This window comes from Pseudomonas sp. CAN1 (genome assembly GCF_030462585.1).
In the GTDB taxonomy this organism is placed as follows: domain Bacteria; phylum Pseudomonadota; class Gammaproteobacteria; order Pseudomonadales; family Pseudomonadaceae; genus Pseudomonas.
Map to the genome: position 1 here is coordinate 66,916 of NZ_JASMRU010000024.1, position 16,780 is coordinate 83,695.

Below are 16,780 nucleotides of genomic sequence, written 5' to 3' on the forward strand. Positions count from 1 at the left end.
GAGTTCAAAGGAAGAGAGCTTCGCAAGCTTCCTTCCACTCGTGAGCGCAGGATGACAGGTAGGAAGCTTCAGGAGCGTCGATTACGTGTGTGGTCGCAGAATCCCTGCTGTGCGCACTGCGGCAAGCTATGTGCCTTCCCTGAGGGATTCGAACTTGATCACAAGGTCGCCCTTCTTCATGGTGGAGCTGACACAGACGAAAACTGCCAAGTGCTTTGCTCAGGGCCTGACGGTTGCCACGTGAAGAAGACATGCCGTGACTTGGCCTGTTGATATCGGGGGATCTTCAAGAAGAAGCCCCGCTATGTGCGAGGCTTCTTTGGGTGATCAACCTATTGGGTAAGCGTCATCGTGGCAATCGTCGCAGACCGGAACACCATCAATATGCGATGTTGCTGGAACATCCGGGTGGTACTCGCAAAACTCGCCATCACCTGGTGCTGCAACTTCTTCGCAGGACTCGCAGAGCCCACGCTTGCTGAGGTCTCGTTCGTTTTTGTAGAAGCGTTCGCCTAAGCATTCCGCTCCAGACGCGCACTCAACGCAGCAGTCTTCGCAAATGATCTCGTCATTCCACATCGTGCGAAGGTTATCCGTCGCTCCGCAATCTTGGCATTCCTTACGTTCTTCAGACATCTAGCGGCTCCTCATCCGTGTCGCTAGCCGAGTATCTACATCAGTCGCTCAAATACAAGGTTATAGAGTAACGAAACCGATGATGCGAGATTACTTAGGATGACAGCTGGTGGAGGAGACGTCTGATTTCCCCCGCATCTACTTGTGCCTGCATCCCTTCAAAAAACTGGACTACGTTTCGGCCGCGGAGAGCCTGATAGAGCTCCTCGCCAAAGTCTGTTCTCTCCATCGCACCCAAGATCGCAGCGCCACCACCGCGGACACCGGCAGGTCGGATTAGCCCAGACGCTTGCAACTGCTCTCCGAGTAGTTCACTGATTTCAATCAGTTCAGCGTGAGTTTGGTTTAGCTCGGCTTTAGCGGCGAGAAGATCACGTTCGTACTGCCCCGCAGTGATGCCAGGGCTGAAGGTCTGTCGACCTCCATTGGCAGCAGCCAGCAAGCGTTTGATCAATTCCCACAGTTCCATTGTGCTTCTCCTTCAGTCCCTGATCACAGTCGTAGGTAATGCTGGCCCCAGAGTATCAGTCTGCCCCGATCGAAACTGCAACCAGCTCTCATTCAGGGAGGGGATCAGATATGCCGTACTTGCTGAGAAGGGAAACCGATATCACAGGTGTCCTAGCACTAATCGCAACAATTTTGCTGCGTTCTCACGCCAGGGGTAGGGGGGTAGTCGGATACTCCAATCCCCTTTCGACTGGAAACCACGCCTGTTCCCACGCGCAGAAAAAATTCCCCTTTTTCAAAAAGGCTTACCTTACCTTACCGGTCGTTAACCTCCCTGAAACCCACGCAGCACTAGCGTTTCCCGTTTCAGCAAACCCATTTGAAATCAACAAAAGGTAAACAAGTTAACCTTACCGGCAAGCTTTACCGATGCTTACCGCTGCCTGGGTCACCGCCTCAGCTTTCTGAGCTCTTCCAATGCTTCCTCCCGGCGATCATCGATGTACCTGGCCAGGTCAGCTAGATGGACGCCCCGTGCGGTCTTCTGCGAGCGCTCCATGCGTACGATCGGCAGATTGATTTCTCCCGCCAGCACCTTCCGCTGGAGTTTCTCCGGTGATAGGTGGCTGAAGTAATCGGCGCAAACGCGCTCGAGCGGAATGATGGCGGCGCCGTTGTACTGGGCCATCAGCAAGAACGCTGTATTCATTGTCTAGCTCGCACATCTTGTCCTTCGCCAGCATTCCCCTCAAATGGCGCAGCATAGGTGGACGGGCTAGCCACCCATTTGGCGATGTCCGACTGCCTCCAGGCAACGGAATTTGGGCCAAGCTTGACCTGCCTGGGAAATGTTCTCTCGCGGATCCGGCGGTAAATCGTGTTACGGCTCAGGCCAGTAATATGGAGCACCTCATCGAGGCGCAGCAGACGGTCTATCTTGTCCAGGTTCATCCTCATTCCCTCCGGCTCGAAAAGGAGCACGCATGTCGAACATCGAGGTTTATGTACCAGCAGTAGACGGCTCTGCTTACTGGATTCATGAAAAGGGAGAATCGTGCAAAAACGCGATTCACACCCTGTTCACCGACGATTTTGCCGCGCCACCAACCCAGATGGTGGTGGAGATTACGACTGACTCTGGCAAGGTTGTGAGGGTGAGCATTCCCTACAGCAACACAGGTAAGGCAGTGGTTCGGATTGATGACGAGCTCATCTAGGTTGCATCTGGCTCGCTTGATTGCAAAATGATGGCTTGATATATGTTGGCCTCCATCGACTAGGAGGTAAGGATGATCAGGCTAAATGAAGAGGAACTCGCTGCTTGGGATCAGTTCGCGGCGGCAGCCCTGGGGATGGCGCTTGAGCGTTATCCCTCTCGACCTGAATTAGCTGCGCGGGAAGCAGCTGCTACCGCTGATGAGCTAGTCGAGGAGCGTCGTCAAAGAGCGCGCGAAATATGACCGGTCGATAGCTTTGCCAGAGCCCGCCGCTGAGCGGGCTTTGCTATTTAATATTCCTTGGATCTCTGTTCCTGAGATGGAGATTTGACTGTGGTGATAACGGAAACGGCCTAGACGTTTACTCCTCGCCTGAGGTGTTTCACATGGAGAGTCCTGAATGGCCTGCGAAGAGCAAGCAATCCGTCTTAATCGACTAGCAGATGAGTTCGAGCGCGCGCTCTCTGATGGCACGCATATAGGGCGTGACTGCAAGGGCCGAACTGGCCGCACACTTCGAGATATTCTCTCGAACACCCCTTATGAATCGCATGTCGAGCTACTGTCAAAGTGGGTTCTGGAGGACTTCGAGCAAAGAGGCCCTGGCAGGATAAGAAACATCGCGGATACGTTCGGTCATGAGGAGGAGCAGATGCTTATCGTTAGGATGAGCATGATCTAAGTGATCTCTCAAGCTGTATAGAGTGGAGTTCAGTAGCCGCAGATTGGTGTTCACGGGCCATGGGTCAGAAACGAAAAGCCCCGCGGTGCGGGGCTTGGATAGGGCTATCGCTTAGTGATGGTTCCGGCTGACGCCACGCTTCTCCAGATCGGTGAACAGCATGGACTTCACTAGCGACGAGATGATATCGCGCTCCATCATGGCGCCCGCATGGTCCTTGCGGTCATCTATCACGACCATGATCTCCCGCCCCTTAGTGTATGGGCTGCTCAGGATGTCGCCGGCCTTGCGCATGACGCCGCCCGTCGCATTGGCGTTCGGGCTGATGGCGTCCACCAGCAGGCTCCCCAGTTGGAAGTCGAAGGTGTGCTCGCGCCGGGACAGGCCGCGGGCCTTGGGCCGCAGCGACAGCGTTTCGGTGGGGCGCCAGTGCCGCAGCAGCATCTCTACCTCATCGATCAGCACGTGCCAGTCAGAAGGGGTGGCCAGCGCCTCACGCTCGTATTCGACGATGGCCATCAAGCCAGCCAGGTAGCGAGCGATCAGATCGGAGGCTTGTTGGCTTGGTCCACTGGCCAAGATCTCGCCTGCGTCGCTCAGCGCGAGACTATGCAGTTCCAGACGGTTACGCAGCGAGGCCCAGCGGCGCTTGTCCGAAGATGACAGACCGATATTCATTAGGTGGGCGAGGGTATCACCATTGTCGCTGAGCACCAGAACTGTGCCGTGCTCTTTCACGTAGAAGGCAATCGGCTCTCCATCTGAGAAGGAAAATGGCGTGTCGACCTCTAGCACCGGCCCATGGTTGATGCCTTTCACAGGGCGGCACTCGAAGCCAAGATTATTGATCAGCCAGTTACATTCCATGATCGTCACCAAACGGGTATGGCAGTTCGGTCTCCAGGGTCAGACAGATTCGGCTACAGAATAATTCCAACCAGAGTTTGTAGTCTGTACAGCAGAGGTTGTTTTGTATAGGTCGAACATCGCCGTCATCGCCGTAGTGTTCGTGCGGGCCATAGAGCCTGGGCGGACCGTTGTGCGAACGCTTGTCCCTGGGGACGACTTCCAGTTGATAGACGCGCCGCTGCTTCTGGTTGCTCAGGTGGAACAGAGTGAAGGTGTACTTGCAGCGATCCGCAGCTACACCCGTGCGCAATACGATCTCGATCGTCACGCCTGGGATGGTTGCGCCATCCTCGTCTTCTGGCCGAAAGGCGACGACCTTGAATAAGGTGTTGGTGTCCTTAGCGCCGAACACCATGCGACCAGAGAAGCGCTTTGGTCGCGCGATCAACTGCTGATCATCCATGCATGTTCCTCACTGCCCCATGATCCTCCGGTACTCCTGCTGGTACTGCTCGTAAGGGATCGACTTTTTCGCTAGCTCATCCAGTTGCTGCTGTTGCCACTGTGCGCGGGACATTTCACCGGTGGGCGCGGCGGTCAGTTGGTTTGAGGCAGGTGCAGACAACTGAGTAGAAGCAGTTTGAGCGCCGGCCGCTGAGACCTTCTTATTAAAGTCGACGGCCGAGGCCCAAGAGTCAGGCACGCATCCAAAAATATTGTTGCACCACAACTCGACCCGAATTTCGTAGCCGCCGCTGGGGATGGGCTCTTTGATCACGCGGGCAGCGAGAGCGGGGGAGTTAGGAAGGGGATTGTACGTTTCGATGAAATCATCGTTGTAGGTCTGGATTTTGAACCCAGCGTTTCGCAGCACCCAGTTGCGGGCTGCTGACCATTTGAGTTCACAATCTCGAGCTTCGTGGCACTGCGGTACCGTGCGCAAGAACTCGCCTTTCAGGGCGCTGGACTGATTGTTGGCGCAGCCGCTGAGGGTGGCCGCAAAAATGATGAGCACTGCTATACGCATGCTGACCTCCTTGTCATCTTGGTGCCATTGTGCCATTACGTTCTCGCTAACGTCATCCTCTCGTTGCCATGTCGCTACCTATCGACAGGCGAGGCGTTAGAGCAATAGGTCTCATCACCATTCAACAGCATTGGAATTGGCACAATGGTCAGAGCAACGGACTGCTTCTATAAAGAGCGAATAATAGATGTCGATTTGGCTCTGCTGGTTAGAAGCCAATGGGAATCTTTGGGTGAGGCGAGCCTGAAGCCTGACTTTCGCTGCGTAGAGTGTCTAGGTCGGGTCTGGCCGCATAGAGCTGGAGGGAAAAACAATCCCGCACATTTTGAGCATCGAGGCAGCTCATCTGCTGAATGTAGTCGACGCCACCTTAGTAGAAGAGGAGGGGTGCCAGGCCACGTGCAAGCCAGCTTCGAGCCTGATGATTTGCGGGCGATAGAAGGGTATCTGAGGGACAGCAGATTGCTGTCTCGGGGGCGCAATCAGAAACTGGCCCAAGAGAGGAAGGCGCGTGACAAACACACGTGCTTAGCCTGTGGCTTTACTGCTGAAGTCAATGGCCGCCGTATCGTAGAGTGCCATCACCGTCGGCCTCTGTCTTTTGACGGTGAGCGGTTGGTTCATATTGATGACCTTATGACCCTGTGCCCTACATGCCACCGGATAGCCCATACGCGGCTGGAGCCACTCTCACTATCTGAGATTAAAAGCGTCCTAGCGCACAATGCTCGTCCCATCACTGCTGAATGAAGCTTGAACGCCGTGTTCCATTGCTTCAGGTGATGGAGACATTCGAAAATGTGAGTAGGAAAGTGAGTAGAATTTTGGCTTGTTCTGTAGAGATCCATTTGAACAAAGCCATCCAGTCTTCTATTTGGTTCCGGCTCCGGGCACCACTTAATTTTCTCGAGCGTTCTCTACGTTTCGAGGAAACCCAGAAAAGCCGGGCTATAGCTCGGCTTTTTTGTGCCCAGCGTTCTTGACCGTTCCGTTGCAAGCTCCATTAAGCGCTCCCAGAAGCCATTTCGATAGCCGTTTTAGCGGCTTCTCATCATCTTCGGCCATGAAAACCTCTCGCGCAGAGGGTGAGGCGTAGCTGCGTATGTATAATCCGCGCCCCAAATCAGGACGCGACAATGAATAGTTTGAGCCGCAGGATTGATCAATTGCGTCGGCAAATCCCCGGCTTTGAATGCAAGCCAGGCTGCCACGACTGCTGTGGGCCGGTCACTGCGTCTTCAGTGGAGCTATCCCGCTTGCCCGTCAAGAGCGAGGCTGAGCATGAGGAGGCCCTGGCGGAATGGAACTGTGTCCATCTTGGCCCGAATGGATGTGAGGCCTACGAGCAGAGACCGCTCATTTGCAGGCTATTCGGGACAACTCCGAGGATGCCTTGCCCAGAGGGAAGGGGTCCTGACACGCCCACTGATGAATCCGTGGTGCGCCAGGTGAACCAACTGATCGCAAGTACGAGGCAGGTTCTGGTTTAGGCAGGGCAGAAACGAAAAGCCCCACGGTGCGGGGTTCTGTGAAAGCTTCGAGGCGGCAGGCCATTGCCTGGATTGGCTCAACCTGCTTCAGAAAGTCGGGCACATAATCAATTTCTGCCTTCTTGAGTGCGTACTTGAGTCTGAAGATTCATTCAGAAGCTCGAAGTCGTATCGAAAAGCCTTGCAAGCCACAGAGCGACGTCCACACAGAGACACAAAAAACCCGGCCTTGGCCGGGTTTTTTCATGCCCTGAAGAAACTCAGGCGCCGACATTCGCCATGGAGCGCAGGCGGGCGCCGGCCTTGACGATGCGGCGCTGGCGCAGCGGTTCGGTGTTTTCGTAGAAGTTCTGCAGCGGCACCTGATCCTTGAAGTGATCGGCATCGCGCTCCTGTAGCGGGCCGTACTCGGTGGCCAGATCGCGGCGGATGCGGTTGACCAGACTGGTCAGCAGTTCTTCGTTACGCTGCTCTTCGAGGCGCACCACGCGGCAGGCGGTTTGCTCGCCGGCATCCTTGCTCAACGTCATGATCAGGTTTCCGTCGGGTCGGGTGGTGAAGCTCACCTCGAAGTCGGAAAACTGTTGGCAGAGATATTGGGCGGCAGGCTGACGTTCGATCGGCATGGTGTCGTCCTCGGCAGTGAAGGGAAGGTCCTATCCATTCATTGCAGGCTGCATGCCAGTTTCTTTATAAATAAAAGACTATGTAAATCAAAGAGATAGGTGTTAATTGCTGCCGCTTCGCCATGCACCTTGCAAGATATACCTGGAAAGGCATGGCATTTTGCACGGTAGGGTCAATGCAGATTCGAATCAATGCGCGACGGGGTGGTGCCGGGAGGGGCTGGGCTTGGGCTTTGCCTTCTGCAGGCGAGCCCGGCGCAGAGGGACTCGCAGGATGGCCCACAGCGTCACCAGGGCCAGCAGGAACCAGCCAATGATCATGAGCGTTACGAACGTGCCTGGATTCATATCGATATCCTCACCCCTCCCTAAGGGTAGCCCACCGCTAGCGGCGCACCGTCCTTTCGGTTGAGCGGCATTTGCCTGCAGAGGTTCCATGTAATGACTTGCTCTACCGACGAGCATCTGTTATCTGTATGGATATACAGTATTCGAGTATGCCGCCATGCAGCAAGTCATTCTGGAAGTCCCGGACGTTGTCCGCCCCGGTAAGACAGCATCCAACTCTGCCGTTCATACCTACATAGTGCGTGCCTGTGGCGAAGGCATGACAGAGGCAGGGATTCGCGACAGTGACCTGCTGCTGGTCGATCGTTCCGAGTTGGCCGCGCCGGGAGAGATTGTGGTCGCTGCGCTCAATGGCGAACCGCTGATCCGCCGGCTGGCCATCATTGACGGCTCGTTTGCCTTGCAGGCCGCGCGGGATGGCTTTCCAACGCTGAAGGTGGAAGAGGGCGACGAGCTTTCCATCTGGGGTGTGGTCAAGCGGCGCATCTCCAGCCTGGACCTGCTGCCCGCAGCGGGAAGTCAGGCCGCATCGTCGCACTGACGACTGCGATGCTGACCTTTTGCCAGCAGGTTTCCGAACTAATCTGGAGTCCGGATGGTCAGATGCGCGTGCCACGGGTTCGCAAGACTTCGCACAAGTCGTGCAGCTTGCAATCCGGGGCATTGTAAGGCGGGCGCAGCCTGATTAGACTGCGCGCAACTCGCACCCCTGTCCCTCTCGAAGGACTCCCATGATCAAGAAATGTCTGTTCCCGGCCGCCGGCTACGGTACCCGCTTCCTCCCGGCCACCAAGGCCATGCCCAAGGAAATGCTGCCGGTGGTGAACAAGCCGCTGATCCAGTACGCCGTTGAAGAGGCACTGGAAGCCGGTCTCGGCGAAATCGGTATCGTTACCGGTCGCGGTAAGCGCTCCCTCGAAGACCACTTCGATATCAGCTATGAGCTGGAACACCAGATTCGCAACACCGATAAGGAAAAGTACCTGGTCGGTATTCGTCGCCTGATCGACGAATGCACCTTCTCCTACACCCGTCAGGTCGAGATGAAAGGCCTGGGCCACGCCATCCTCACCGGCCGCCCGCTGATCGGCGACGAGCCCTTCGCGGTGGTCCTGGCGGACGACCTGTGCCTGAACCTGGAGGGCGACAGCGTCCTCAAGCAGATGGTCAAGCTGTACAACCAGTTCCGCTGCTCCATCGTGGCGATCCAGGAAGTGCCGCCGGAAGAGACCAACAAGTACGGCGTGATCGCCGGCGAGATGATCCGCGACGACATCTACCGCGTGAACACCATGGTCGAGAAGCCGAAGCCGGAAGATGCTCCGTCGAACCTGGCGATCATCGGCCGCTACATCCTGACTCCGGACATCTTCGACCTGATCGAACAGACCGAGCCGGGCAAGGGCGGCGAAATCCAGATCACCGACGCCCTGATGAAGCAGGCCCAGGACGGTTGCGTGCTGGCCTACAAGTTCAAGGGTAAGCGTTTCGACTGCGGTAGCGCCGAGGGTTACATCGAGGCGACCAACTTCTGCTACGAAAACCTCTACAAGACTGGCAAGGCCTGGTAATCCCGGACCTTCCCGCTCTTTGAAAAAGCCACCTTCGGGTGGCTTTTTCGTTTGCGGTCTACATCGAACTGGGGATCGGCATGGCTTCCGAACCAGGCCCCAGCGGTTGCCCGTAACTGAATTCGACGTAGTTGCCCGCCGGGTCGCGCAGGCCGCAGTAATAGCCCACGGGGTAGGGCTCCTGCCTGGGTGCCCAGATCAGGCAGCCGGCGGCTTTAGCCTGCGCGGCAATGCGGTCGACCTCATCGTGCGAGTCGACGGCGAAGCCGAAGTGGCTGTAATCGTCGCTGGCCAGGTGGCGCTCCTCGCCGCCGGGCATGATGACGAAGATGAACTGGTGCTCCTTGCCGGGCTCGGCCATCCAGACGATGCGCGAACCTTTGCCCTCGCGCTGGTGGATGATGCGCATGCCGCAGAAGCGCTCGTAGAAGGCGATGCACGCTTCCAGGTCGGGTACGTGCAGGGCCAGATGAGTCAGCGTCGAGCGCATGGCGATACCTCCTTTGGGACCGGCTGCTGGCAGGATAGGACAGGCTTCATGAGGTATGCTGCCTGGCATATCCCAGCGGAGATCCATGATGTCTTTCGATTTTGACCTGTTCGTCATCGGTGCGGGTTCCGGCGGCGTGCGTGCCGCTCGCTTCGCCGCGGGCTTCGGCGCCAAGGTGGCCGTCGCGGAAAGCCGCTACCTGGGCGGCACCTGCGTCAACGTCGGTTGCGTGCCGAAGAAGCTGCTCGTCTACGGCGCCCATTACCATGAGGACTTCGAACAGGCCTCCGGGTTCGGCTGGACCCTGGGCGAGGCGAAGTTCGACTGGTCGACCCTGATCGCCAACAAGAATCGGGAAATCCATCGGCTCAACGGCATCTACCGCAACCTGCTGGTGAACAGCGGTGTCACGCTGCTGGAAGGGCACGCCAGCCTGAAAGACGCGCACACCGTCGAGGTCGATGGGCAGAGTTTCCGCGCCAAACACATTCTCATCGCCACCGGTGGCTGGCCGCAGGTGCCGGATATCCCGGGCAAGGAACATGCGATCACTTCCAACGAGGCGTTTTTCCTCGAATCCCTGCCGCGTCGCGTGCTGGTAGTGGGCGGTGGCTACATCGCGGTCGAGTTTGCCGGCATCTTCCACGGTCTTGGGGCGAAGACTTCGCTGCTGTACCGCAAGGAGCTGTTCCTGCGCGGCTTCGATCGCAGCGTGCGCGAGCACCTGCGCGATGAGCTGACGAAGAAGGGCCTGGACCTGCAGTTCAACAGCGATATCGCGCGCATCGACAAGCAGGCCGATGGCACCCTGGCCGCGACCCTGAAGGATGGCCGTGTGCTGGAGGCCGATTGCGTGTTCTACGCCACCGGCCGCCGTCCGCAGCTGGACAACCTGGGCCTGGAGAATGTCTCGGTCGCGCTGGATGAGCGTGGCTACGTCAAGGTCGACGAAGCTTTCGGCACCAGCGAGCCGTCGATTCACGCTATAGGCGACGTCATCGGCAGGGTGCAGCTGACCCCGGTGGCGCTGGCCGAGGGCATGGCGCTGGCGCGCAAGCTGTTCCGCCCGGAGGAGTACCGCTCGGTGGACTACAAGCTGATTCCCACGGCGGTATTCAGCCTGCCGAATATCGGCACCGTTGGCCTCACCGAGGACGAGGCACGCAGCGCAGGGCACAAGGTGAAGCTGTTCGAGAGCCGCTTCCGGCCGATGAAGCTGACCCTGACGGAGTGCCAGGAACGGACGCTGATGAAGCTTGTGGTCGATGCCGATACCGACAAGGTGCTCGGTTGCCACATGGTTGGCCCGGATGCCGGCGAGATGCTCCAGGGCATCGCCATTGCGCTGAAAGCCGGCGCGACCAAGCGGGTGTTCGATGACACCATCGGCATTCACCCGACGGCCGCCGAGGAGTTCGTCACCATGCGCACGCCTGTCGGCGCCTGACGGCCGCGACAGCAATAAAAAAGCCGGTGCATCTGCACCGGCTTTTTTCTGCGCGGCTTTCGGCCGTCAGTTGGCGCGCTCCAGCGGAGCGTGGCTGGCATCCTGGCGCTGCGCATAGCGCTGGGCAAGTACGGCGCAGACCATCAACTGGATCTGGTGGAACAGCATCAGCGGCAGCAGGATCACGCCGACCGTGCTGCTGGCGAACAGCACCGAGGCCATCGGCACGCCGGTGGCCAGGCTCTTCTTCGAGCCGCAGAAGACGATGGTGATGCGGTCTTCCAGGGAGAAGCCCAGGTAGCGGCCCAGCAGGTTGGTGGCGATCAGTGCCAGGGCCAGCAGGACGCAGCAGGCGACCACCAGGCCGGCCAGCGCCGGCAGCGGGATCTGGTGCCAGAGGCCCTGGATCACGGCTGCGCTGAAGGCGGTGTAGACCACCAGCAGGATCGAACCCTGGTCGACGTACTTCAGCACCGGCTTGTTGCGCTCGACCCAGGCGCCGATCCATGGGCGCAGCAGTTGGCCGGCGACGAAGGGCACCAGCAGCTGCAGGGTGATCTTGCCAATGGCGTCGAGGGTCGACATGCCGGTATCGCCGTGGGCGCCGATCAGCAGCTGCACCAGCAGCGGAGTCAGGAACACGCCCATCAGGCTGGAGGCCGAGGCGCTGCAGATCGCAGCGGGGACGTTGCCGCGCGCCAGCGAGGTGAAGGCGATGGACGACTGCACGGTGGCGGGCAGGGCGCAGAGGTAGAGCATGCCCAGGTACAGGTCCGAGGTGACCAGCGGCGAGAGTGCCGGCTTGAGCGCCATGCCGAGGATCGGGAAGAGGATGAAGGTGCAGGCGAACACCAGCAGGTGCAGGCGCCAGTGGGTGGCGCCGGCGATGATCGCCTGGCGCGACAGCTTCGCACCGTGGAGGAAGAACAGCAGCGCGATGCCCAGGTTGGTGATCCAGCCGAAGATCACGGCAGCGGTGCCTTCGCAGGGCAGCAGGCTGGCAACGGTCACGGTGGCGATCAGCGCCAGGGTGAAGTTGTCGGGGAGCAGGCGTGGGCGAGCCATGGGCACATCTCTCATCGTTGTTGTGTGTGAAGGACCACTGGGGTCAGGTTCGCACTCTAAGCCCGGATGGATGTGCCGGCTAACGCCAGAAAGTCAGCTTATGTCGCTGAAAGGACAGATTTTGTGCCCTGCACGTGCAGATCCACCGAGCACACGCTGACCATGCCACGCATGCGCTGGGCAATCAGCTCGGCGCGGTAGCGCGGCAGGGTGTTCACCCGCAGGGCGATATCCAACCAGTCCTCGCGGCGCGAGGACTCGACCTCGGCGGGTACATGGCCCTGCAGAGCGAACTGGTTGAGCAGGCGGCAGAGGATGTCGGCATCGATCTCGGCGCGGATCAGGTAGCGCACATCGGCGGCGACTTCCGTGGGGACGGGGCGGTCCTGCTGGTCCAGGGGGAATTCGACGAGATGGAGTGCGGGAAGCGTCATGACGGTCGGCCGATGCAGTGGGAGTGGGAATATTCTGCGGCCGCGCGGGAGGATTTATTTGCCTGCTTTCTGCAATATGACGGCTATATGTGCATTAATGAGTCTCTAGAGTGAATTAAAGAGACTTGTTCATGCCTGTTTCCCTGGATGTTCATGATCGGAAGATCCTTGCCCTGTTGCAGGAGGAGGCGACGCTATCCACGGCGGAGATCGCCGAGCGCATCGGCCTTTCACAGTCGCCGTGTTGGCGACGCATCCAGCGATTGAAGGATGAGGGGGTGATTCGCAAGCAGGTGACCCTGCTCGATCGCAAGAAGATCGGCCTGAACACGCAGATTTTCGCCCAGGTGAAGCTCAACGCCCACGGGCGCAATCACCTGACCGACTTCGCGCGGGCCATGGACGAGTTCCCCGAGGTGCTGGAGTGCCATGTGCTGATGGGCGCGGTGGACTTCATGCTGCGCATCGTCACCGAGGACGTCGAGGCGTACGAGCGCTTCTTCTTCGAGCGGCTGTCGCAGGTGCCGGGGGTGCAGGAAATCAACTCCATCGTGGCGCTGTCGGAGATCAAGTCGACCACCAGCCTGCCGCTGCCGCGCGGCTGAAGGGCGCCGGGGAAGCCGGCGCCCAGGCGATCAGACGCCGCCCAGATAATCCATCTTGCCGACTTCCACGCCGTTGTGACGCAGGATGTTGTAGGCCGTGGTGATGTGGAAATAGAAGTTCGGGTTGACGAAGCCGAGCAGGAAGTCGGTGCCCTTGAAGCTGACTTCGCGGGCGCGCAGCTTCAGCTCGATGGTGCGGTCTTCGGCGCCTTCGAACTGTTCGGGCTTGAGGCTCTTGAGAAAGTCGACGGTCTTGCCGATGCGCGCCTGCAGCTCTTCGAAGGTGGTTTCGTCATCGGCGTAGCTCGGCACTTCCACGCCGGCCAGGCGCGCGCCGGCGCCCTTGGCGGAGTCGGAGGCGATCTGCACCTGGCGGGCCAGGGCGAACATGTCCGGCGCGAGGCGGGCGTTGATCAGCACCGAAGGGTCGATGGACTTGGCTTGGGCATGCTCGGCGGCCTTGGCGAGGATCGCCGACAGGTTGCCGAGCATGCGGATGAAGACGGGGACGGAGGCCTGGTAGATCGAGAGGGACATGCTGCGTAACTCCAGACAGGGATTGGGGCGCGCGTCGAAGGACGGCTGTCGGAGTCTACTGCTGGCGCCCGCGGCTGTCGCCGGGCATCAGCGCCTGGCCATCTTCGGCGCCGGGCAGCGGTCGGTCTCTATCGGGCCGACGTAGGGGTTGCCCCAGCCCATCACGCAGCCAACCATCTGGTTGCGCTGCCGTTCCCAGGCTTCCACCGGGTATTGCTTGCTCCAGGCGCTGAACAGCTGGCGATCCTGGCTGGACAGCCTCAGGCCATAGCGGTCGCTCATATAGAAGTAGGTGCGGGCGATCATGCCGCGGATCTGCGGGCGGGGCATGGCCTTGCGCGCCTTGAAGTCCACCACCATGGGGCAGGCGCCATATTGCGAGGGCTTCTGCTGAAGCCAGGCGAAGCTGTAATTGTTCCGGTCGCCATTGACCTCGCCGATGCTCGGTACCAGGTTGTGCAGGTCGGCTTCGGCCTTCTGGTACACGCGGTCATTGCGCGCGCAGTTCTTGCGCCCGCCGCTCTGCCAGCACTGGCGCTGATGGCCGATCACCCAGGCGGGGACTATGTGCTCCCATTCGATGCGCGAAGCCCGGTTGGCATTCTTGCGCGGGGTGTAACCGCAGCTCTTCAGGTCGACCTTGGTGCCGTTGTAGCGGCAGCCGCAATAGAACTCCACCGACTGGCGAGCGTACAGCTTGCGCCCGACCTTCTTGGCTTCCTCGAAGGTGCGTGGGGCGGCAGCGGTGGCTACGGTGGGAATGGCGAGGATCAGCAGCAGGGTCAGGCAGCGTCCGAACATGAGGCGTTCCTTACGAAAGTCGCTGCATCTTACTGATTGGGAAAGAAATGCCAATCGTGGCAATGGAATGGCAACGGCTGGAAAGCTATACCCGGCGCGGCTGCGCGTCAGCCTTGCTGCTGGGTTTTCGAGAAGGTCTCTCGATGCTCGGTGATTTCTTCTTGAGAAAGATCAGGTTTCTTTCCTATCTTTATGTTTTTAAAGGAAAATATATCTAATAAATCACTTCAAGAAAGAGCGCTATCCTGGTGTTTTTGAAGCGTTGGCTCTGGTGTCGAGTCAGCCTCGCTGGCACTGAGGGGCTGGTGTGGGCCAATTTCAAGAATCGGCATCACAAAAGCCTCATAAGTAATTGATATGTAATGTTAAATATTGGTCTTCCATGTGGCTCTGCACGAAGCTGCCAAGGATTGGTAAGCTGAAGCCTTTCCATCATTCGGGAGATCGTCATGACCGGTCTCAGAAGCCTGGCGGCCATCGCCTGTTGTGCGCTGGCGATGCCCGTCTTTGCCCAGAAGTTCTCCGGGCAGGAAGTCCAGCCGCAGTATCAGCCGCGCTACCAGACCCAGCCGCAATGGCAGCAATCGCCGCCGGCAGTGCAGCGCATCTACATCAGTCCGGGTGCGAGCGGCAGCGTGGGTACTTCGTCAAACTGGCAGACTTACGATGGCTATGGCGGCACGCAGGTGCCCCGTGGCTACGGTGAAACGCGCTCGGGCACGGTGATCATCGACCAGGGCAGCGGCGGCGTCCGCCAGAGCATTGAATACCCCAACGGCGCTGTTTACCCGCGCGGCAACGGCTACTACCAGCAGCAATAGGCCGGCAGCCGGCGCTCAGTCGGCCGAGTCGTCGCGGGTCAGGCGGGATTTGCGCAGGCCGCCGTGGCTGTAAAACAGCCCGGTGTCGCCGCGGTAATGGAAGAGTGTGGCGAGAAACGCGGAGCTGACCCGGCCCACATCCCAGCTACGGAGTTTGCGGTAGGCCCAGAGCCAGTTGTCGTCTGAGGAAGAGTCGCTCATGGAATCGTCCTTGATTCGGCAAGCGGGAAAAGTGCATGGGACATTAGTGCGCTGGATGGGCCTTCGCAAGTCGCTGCTCCCGCAACCGCGACCTGCGCAATGGCCCGCGCCGTCAGGCGGTACTGACCGCCCTGGACTCCTCGACGTATTCCTTCAGCCAGCGCAGCACTTCCACGGCGTCCCAGCGGCTGGGGTCGAACATGGCGTAGGCCTGGCCCTGGTAGCCCACCACATCCAGCGGGCGGTGATAGCCGGCCCGTTGCATGAGGGCTTCGATTTCCGCGAAGCAGACGTTGAAGTGGGTTCGGCTGAAGGGCGTCTTGCCCTCTGTGACCAACCCCTCCAGTTGCAGTTCCGCCACCGCCTCGCTGACTTCCTCGATGGCCATGTGGTTCACGGTGTATTTCAGCTGATGGATGCTCACCATCGCTAGCTCCTCAATGGGTTTCAGGCCCATGCCCTGTGATACGAGGTGATCGACGTAGCCAATGGACTGTGGCCTTTCGTCGAGGTTTAAAAAATTTTCGCAAAATACTGTATGCATGAACAGTATTTTCTCCTAGTATCACTTCCACGGTCTGACAGAAACCCTGAAGTGCCCGTCGCCATTGGCCTGGCGGGCACCTTCCGAAGAACAGGAGCGATGGCGATGCTGCAGAAACTGATGCTTTGCGCAGGTGTGGCGATGCTGGCGGGCTGTGCCCAACCCCAGGCGGATGTCCCGCGCGCCAATGGCGCCTACCTCATCATCGAGGGCAAGGAGGCCTGGGCAGTGCTGGTGGCTGACGGCAAGCGCATCGAAGAGCGCGGCACCGTGCGCGACGCCATCCGTCTGCCCAGGGAGCGCTCCTCCATTGCCGCCAGCTATGTGATCGACACGCCCAATTGCGGGCGCCTGCAGTGGCTGACCGAAGGCGAGGGTGATTCCACCGTGCGTCTGTCCTCGCGGGGGCAGGCCGACGATCTGTCGAGCTGCCAGATCAGTGACGGCCTGAGCCGCGTGTGGACGGCGCTGGACTATTCGAGCTGAGCGCCGCTCGACAGCCCGATCCTCAACAAAATGTTTCTGTCGCCTCTGTCTTCACGTTTTTTTCACACCCGGGGGCAGAGGATGAAAACCAGCTAAGGGATTAGCTCCCCATCAAAAGCCCGCTTCCATGCGGGCTTTTTATTGCCTGTCGACCAAGGTCAGGCTCGCTTGCCTGAAGCTGCACGGCTATGGTGGACGTTCCACGGGAAGGCCGGAGATAGACATGCAGCGGATTCTTGCAGAACGACTATGGGCCGCCCTGGGTGGACAGACTGAGCGCGTGGGGCAACTCGCCTTTCGCAGCGAGGGTGGCTTGCCCTCGGCCTTCTACGTCACTGAACTCGCTGCCGCGAGCATCGCCAGCGCCGGCCTCGCATTGGGCGAATGGCGATGCTCGCGGCAGCGAGTTCAGTGACGTAGAAGGCCGAGGGCAAGCCACCCTCGCTGCGAAAG

The 16,780-nt window shown here is 59.2% G+C and carries 25 protein-coding genes; 10 read left to right on the top strand and 15 right to left on the bottom strand.

Going from position 1 to position 16,780, the window contains the following annotated elements; translation table 11 throughout:
- The first annotated feature begins 51 nt into the window (after window positions 1-51).
- Window positions 52-273: an HNH endonuclease gene (locus tag QO207_RS24200; RefSeq protein ID WP_301534830.1), complete on the top strand. Its 222-nt coding sequence runs from the start codon at window positions 52-54 to the stop codon at window positions 271-273.
- A gap of 54 nt (window positions 274-327) precedes the next feature.
- Here the strand turns inward: QO207_RS24200 and QO207_RS24205 are convergent, their stop codons facing one another.
- The 4 genes from QO207_RS24205 to QO207_RS24220 all read right to left on the bottom strand — a co-directional run bounded on the left by QO207_RS24205 (window position 328) and on the right by QO207_RS24220 (window position 2,037).
- Entirely contained in the window at window positions 328-636 is a 309-nt protein-coding gene (locus QO207_RS24205; protein WP_301534805.1) for a hypothetical protein, read from the bottom strand.
- Between the two features lie 94 nt (window positions 637-730).
- Window positions 731-1,105 carry a hypothetical protein gene (locus QO207_RS24210; RefSeq protein WP_301534806.1) on the bottom strand — a complete coding sequence of 125 codons (375 nt, stop codon included), beginning with the start codon at window positions 1,103-1,105 and terminating at the stop codon, window positions 731-733.
- 429 nt (window positions 1,106-1,534) lie between these two features.
- Window positions 1,535-1,795, bottom strand: coding sequence for a pyocin activator PrtN family protein (locus QO207_RS24215; protein WP_301534807.1), 261 nt, complete (start codon window positions 1,793-1,795; stop codon window positions 1,535-1,537).
- A complete protein-coding gene (locus QO207_RS24220) occupies window positions 1,792-2,037 on the bottom strand; it encodes an AlpA family transcriptional regulator (RefSeq protein ID WP_301534808.1) in 246 nt (81 codons plus the stop codon). Before QO207_RS24220 ends, QO207_RS24215 begins: the two co-directional genes overlap by 4 nt.
- 32 nt (window positions 2,038-2,069) lie before the next feature.
- Here QO207_RS24220 and QO207_RS24225 point away from each other — a divergent pair, with 32 nt between their 5' ends.
- On the top strand, window positions 2,070-2,303 hold the full coding sequence (locus QO207_RS24225; protein ID WP_301534809.1) for a hypothetical protein: 234 nt from the start codon (window positions 2,070-2,072) through the stop codon (window positions 2,301-2,303).
- Between the two features lie 793 nt (window positions 2,304-3,096).
- On the opposite strand, the gene QO207_RS24230 is transcribed toward QO207_RS24225, so the two are convergent.
- Genes QO207_RS24230 through QO207_RS24240 form a run of 3 tightly spaced genes read right to left on the bottom strand, consistent with a single transcriptional unit; the run spans window position 3,097 to window position 4,861 of the window.
- Complete coding sequence (locus tag QO207_RS24230; RefSeq protein WP_301534810.1) at window positions 3,097-3,852, bottom strand: DUF1828 domain-containing protein; 756 nt, start codon at window positions 3,850-3,852, stop codon at window positions 3,097-3,099.
- On the bottom strand, window positions 3,842-4,297 hold the full coding sequence (locus tag QO207_RS24235) for a hypothetical protein (protein ID WP_301534811.1): 456 nt from the start codon (window positions 4,295-4,297) through the stop codon (window positions 3,842-3,844). Before QO207_RS24235 ends, QO207_RS24230 begins: the two co-directional genes overlap by 11 nt.
- Before the next feature lie 9 nt (window positions 4,298-4,306).
- The gene (locus tag QO207_RS24240) at window positions 4,307-4,861 is read right to left on the bottom strand and encodes a hypothetical protein (RefSeq protein WP_301534812.1); all 555 of its coding nucleotides are present in this window, start codon (window positions 4,859-4,861) and stop codon (window positions 4,307-4,309) included.
- Window positions 4,862-5,005: 144 nt separating this feature from the next.
- On the opposite strand from QO207_RS24240, the gene QO207_RS31560 reads away from it, so the two are divergent.
- On the top strand, window positions 5,006-5,611 hold the full coding sequence (locus QO207_RS31560) for an HNH endonuclease (RefSeq protein WP_367620486.1): 606 nt from the start codon (window positions 5,006-5,008) through the stop codon (window positions 5,609-5,611).
- A gap of 386 nt (window positions 5,612-5,997) precedes the next feature.
- Complete coding sequence (locus tag QO207_RS24245; RefSeq protein ID WP_301534813.1) at window positions 5,998-6,351, top strand: YkgJ family cysteine cluster protein; 354 nt, start codon at window positions 5,998-6,000, stop codon at window positions 6,349-6,351.
- A 260-nt stretch (window positions 6,352-6,611) separates the two neighbouring features.
- On the opposite strand, the gene QO207_RS24250 is transcribed toward QO207_RS24245, so the two are convergent.
- A complete protein-coding gene (locus QO207_RS24250; protein ID WP_301534814.1) occupies window positions 6,612-6,977 on the bottom strand; it encodes a DUF3509 domain-containing protein in 366 nt (121 codons plus the stop codon).
- 505 nt (window positions 6,978-7,482) lie between these two features.
- On the opposite strand from QO207_RS24250, the gene QO207_RS24255 reads away from it, so the two are divergent.
- Window positions 7,483-7,866, top strand: coding sequence for a LexA family transcriptional regulator (locus tag QO207_RS24255; RefSeq protein ID WP_301534815.1), 384 nt, complete (start codon window positions 7,483-7,485; stop codon window positions 7,864-7,866).
- A gap of 190 nt (window positions 7,867-8,056) precedes the next feature.
- Complete coding sequence (gene galU, locus QO207_RS24260) at window positions 8,057-8,896, top strand: UTP--glucose-1-phosphate uridylyltransferase GalU (RefSeq protein ID WP_138215537.1); 840 nt, start codon at window positions 8,057-8,059, stop codon at window positions 8,894-8,896.
- 58 nt (window positions 8,897-8,954) lie between these two features.
- On the opposite strand, the gene QO207_RS24265 is transcribed toward galU, so the two are convergent.
- The gene (locus QO207_RS24265; RefSeq protein WP_301534816.1) at window positions 8,955-9,386 is read right to left on the bottom strand and encodes a VOC family protein; all 432 of its coding nucleotides are present in this window, start codon (window positions 9,384-9,386) and stop codon (window positions 8,955-8,957) included.
- 88 nt (window positions 9,387-9,474) lie between these two features.
- Here QO207_RS24265 and gorA point away from each other — a divergent pair, with 88 nt between their 5' ends.
- Entirely contained in the window at window positions 9,475-10,833 is a 1,359-nt protein-coding gene (gorA, locus tag QO207_RS24270; protein ID WP_301534817.1) for a glutathione-disulfide reductase, read from the top strand.
- 66 nt (window positions 10,834-10,899) lie between these two features.
- Here the strand turns inward: gorA and QO207_RS24275 are convergent, their stop codons facing one another.
- Both QO207_RS24275 and QO207_RS24280 read right to left on the bottom strand, forming a co-directional pair.
- Window positions 10,900-11,898 carry a bile acid:sodium symporter family protein gene (locus QO207_RS24275; protein ID WP_301534818.1) on the bottom strand — a complete coding sequence of 333 codons (999 nt, stop codon included), beginning with the start codon at window positions 11,896-11,898 and terminating at the stop codon, window positions 10,900-10,902.
- Between the two features lie 98 nt (window positions 11,899-11,996).
- Entirely contained in the window at window positions 11,997-12,332 is a 336-nt protein-coding gene (locus QO207_RS24280) for a hypothetical protein (protein WP_301534819.1), read from the bottom strand.
- A gap of 131 nt (window positions 12,333-12,463) precedes the next feature.
- Here QO207_RS24280 and QO207_RS24285 point away from each other — a divergent pair, with 131 nt between their 5' ends.
- Window positions 12,464-12,937: an Lrp/AsnC family transcriptional regulator gene (locus QO207_RS24285; RefSeq protein WP_301534820.1), complete on the top strand. Its 474-nt coding sequence runs from the start codon at window positions 12,464-12,466 to the stop codon at window positions 12,935-12,937.
- Between the two features lie 30 nt (window positions 12,938-12,967).
- Here the strand turns inward: QO207_RS24285 and QO207_RS24290 are convergent, their stop codons facing one another.
- Together QO207_RS24290 and QO207_RS24295 are read right to left on the bottom strand one after the other, a co-directional pair.
- Entirely contained in the window at window positions 12,968-13,474 is a 507-nt protein-coding gene (locus QO207_RS24290) for a DUF1993 family protein (RefSeq protein WP_301534821.1), read from the bottom strand.
- Between the two features lie 87 nt (window positions 13,475-13,561).
- Window positions 13,562-14,275 carry an endonuclease I family protein gene (locus tag QO207_RS24295; protein WP_301534822.1) on the bottom strand — a complete coding sequence of 238 codons (714 nt, stop codon included), beginning with the start codon at window positions 14,273-14,275 and terminating at the stop codon, window positions 13,562-13,564.
- Window positions 14,276-14,724: 449 nt separating this feature from the next.
- On the opposite strand from QO207_RS24295, the gene QO207_RS24300 reads away from it, so the two are divergent.
- Window positions 14,725-15,096, top strand: a complete 372-nt coding sequence (locus QO207_RS24300) for a hypothetical protein (RefSeq protein ID WP_301534823.1) — start codon at window positions 14,725-14,727, stop codon at window positions 15,094-15,096.
- Window positions 15,097-15,111: 15 nt separating this feature from the next.
- On the opposite strand, the gene QO207_RS24305 is transcribed toward QO207_RS24300, so the two are convergent.
- Both QO207_RS24305 and QO207_RS24310 read right to left on the bottom strand, forming a co-directional pair.
- Window positions 15,112-15,297, bottom strand: a complete 186-nt coding sequence (locus QO207_RS24305; protein ID WP_301534824.1) for a hypothetical protein — start codon at window positions 15,295-15,297, stop codon at window positions 15,112-15,114.
- A gap of 112 nt (window positions 15,298-15,409) precedes the next feature.
- Window positions 15,410-15,724 carry a transcriptional regulator gene (locus tag QO207_RS24310; RefSeq protein ID WP_301534825.1) on the bottom strand — a complete coding sequence of 105 codons (315 nt, stop codon included), beginning with the start codon at window positions 15,722-15,724 and terminating at the stop codon, window positions 15,410-15,412.
- A 222-nt stretch (window positions 15,725-15,946) separates the two neighbouring features.
- On the opposite strand from QO207_RS24310, the gene QO207_RS24315 reads away from it, so the two are divergent.
- Window positions 15,947-16,327, top strand: coding sequence for a hypothetical protein (locus QO207_RS24315; RefSeq protein WP_301534826.1), 381 nt, complete (start codon window positions 15,947-15,949; stop codon window positions 16,325-16,327).
- The last annotated feature ends 453 nt before the right edge of the window (window positions 16,328-16,780 follow it).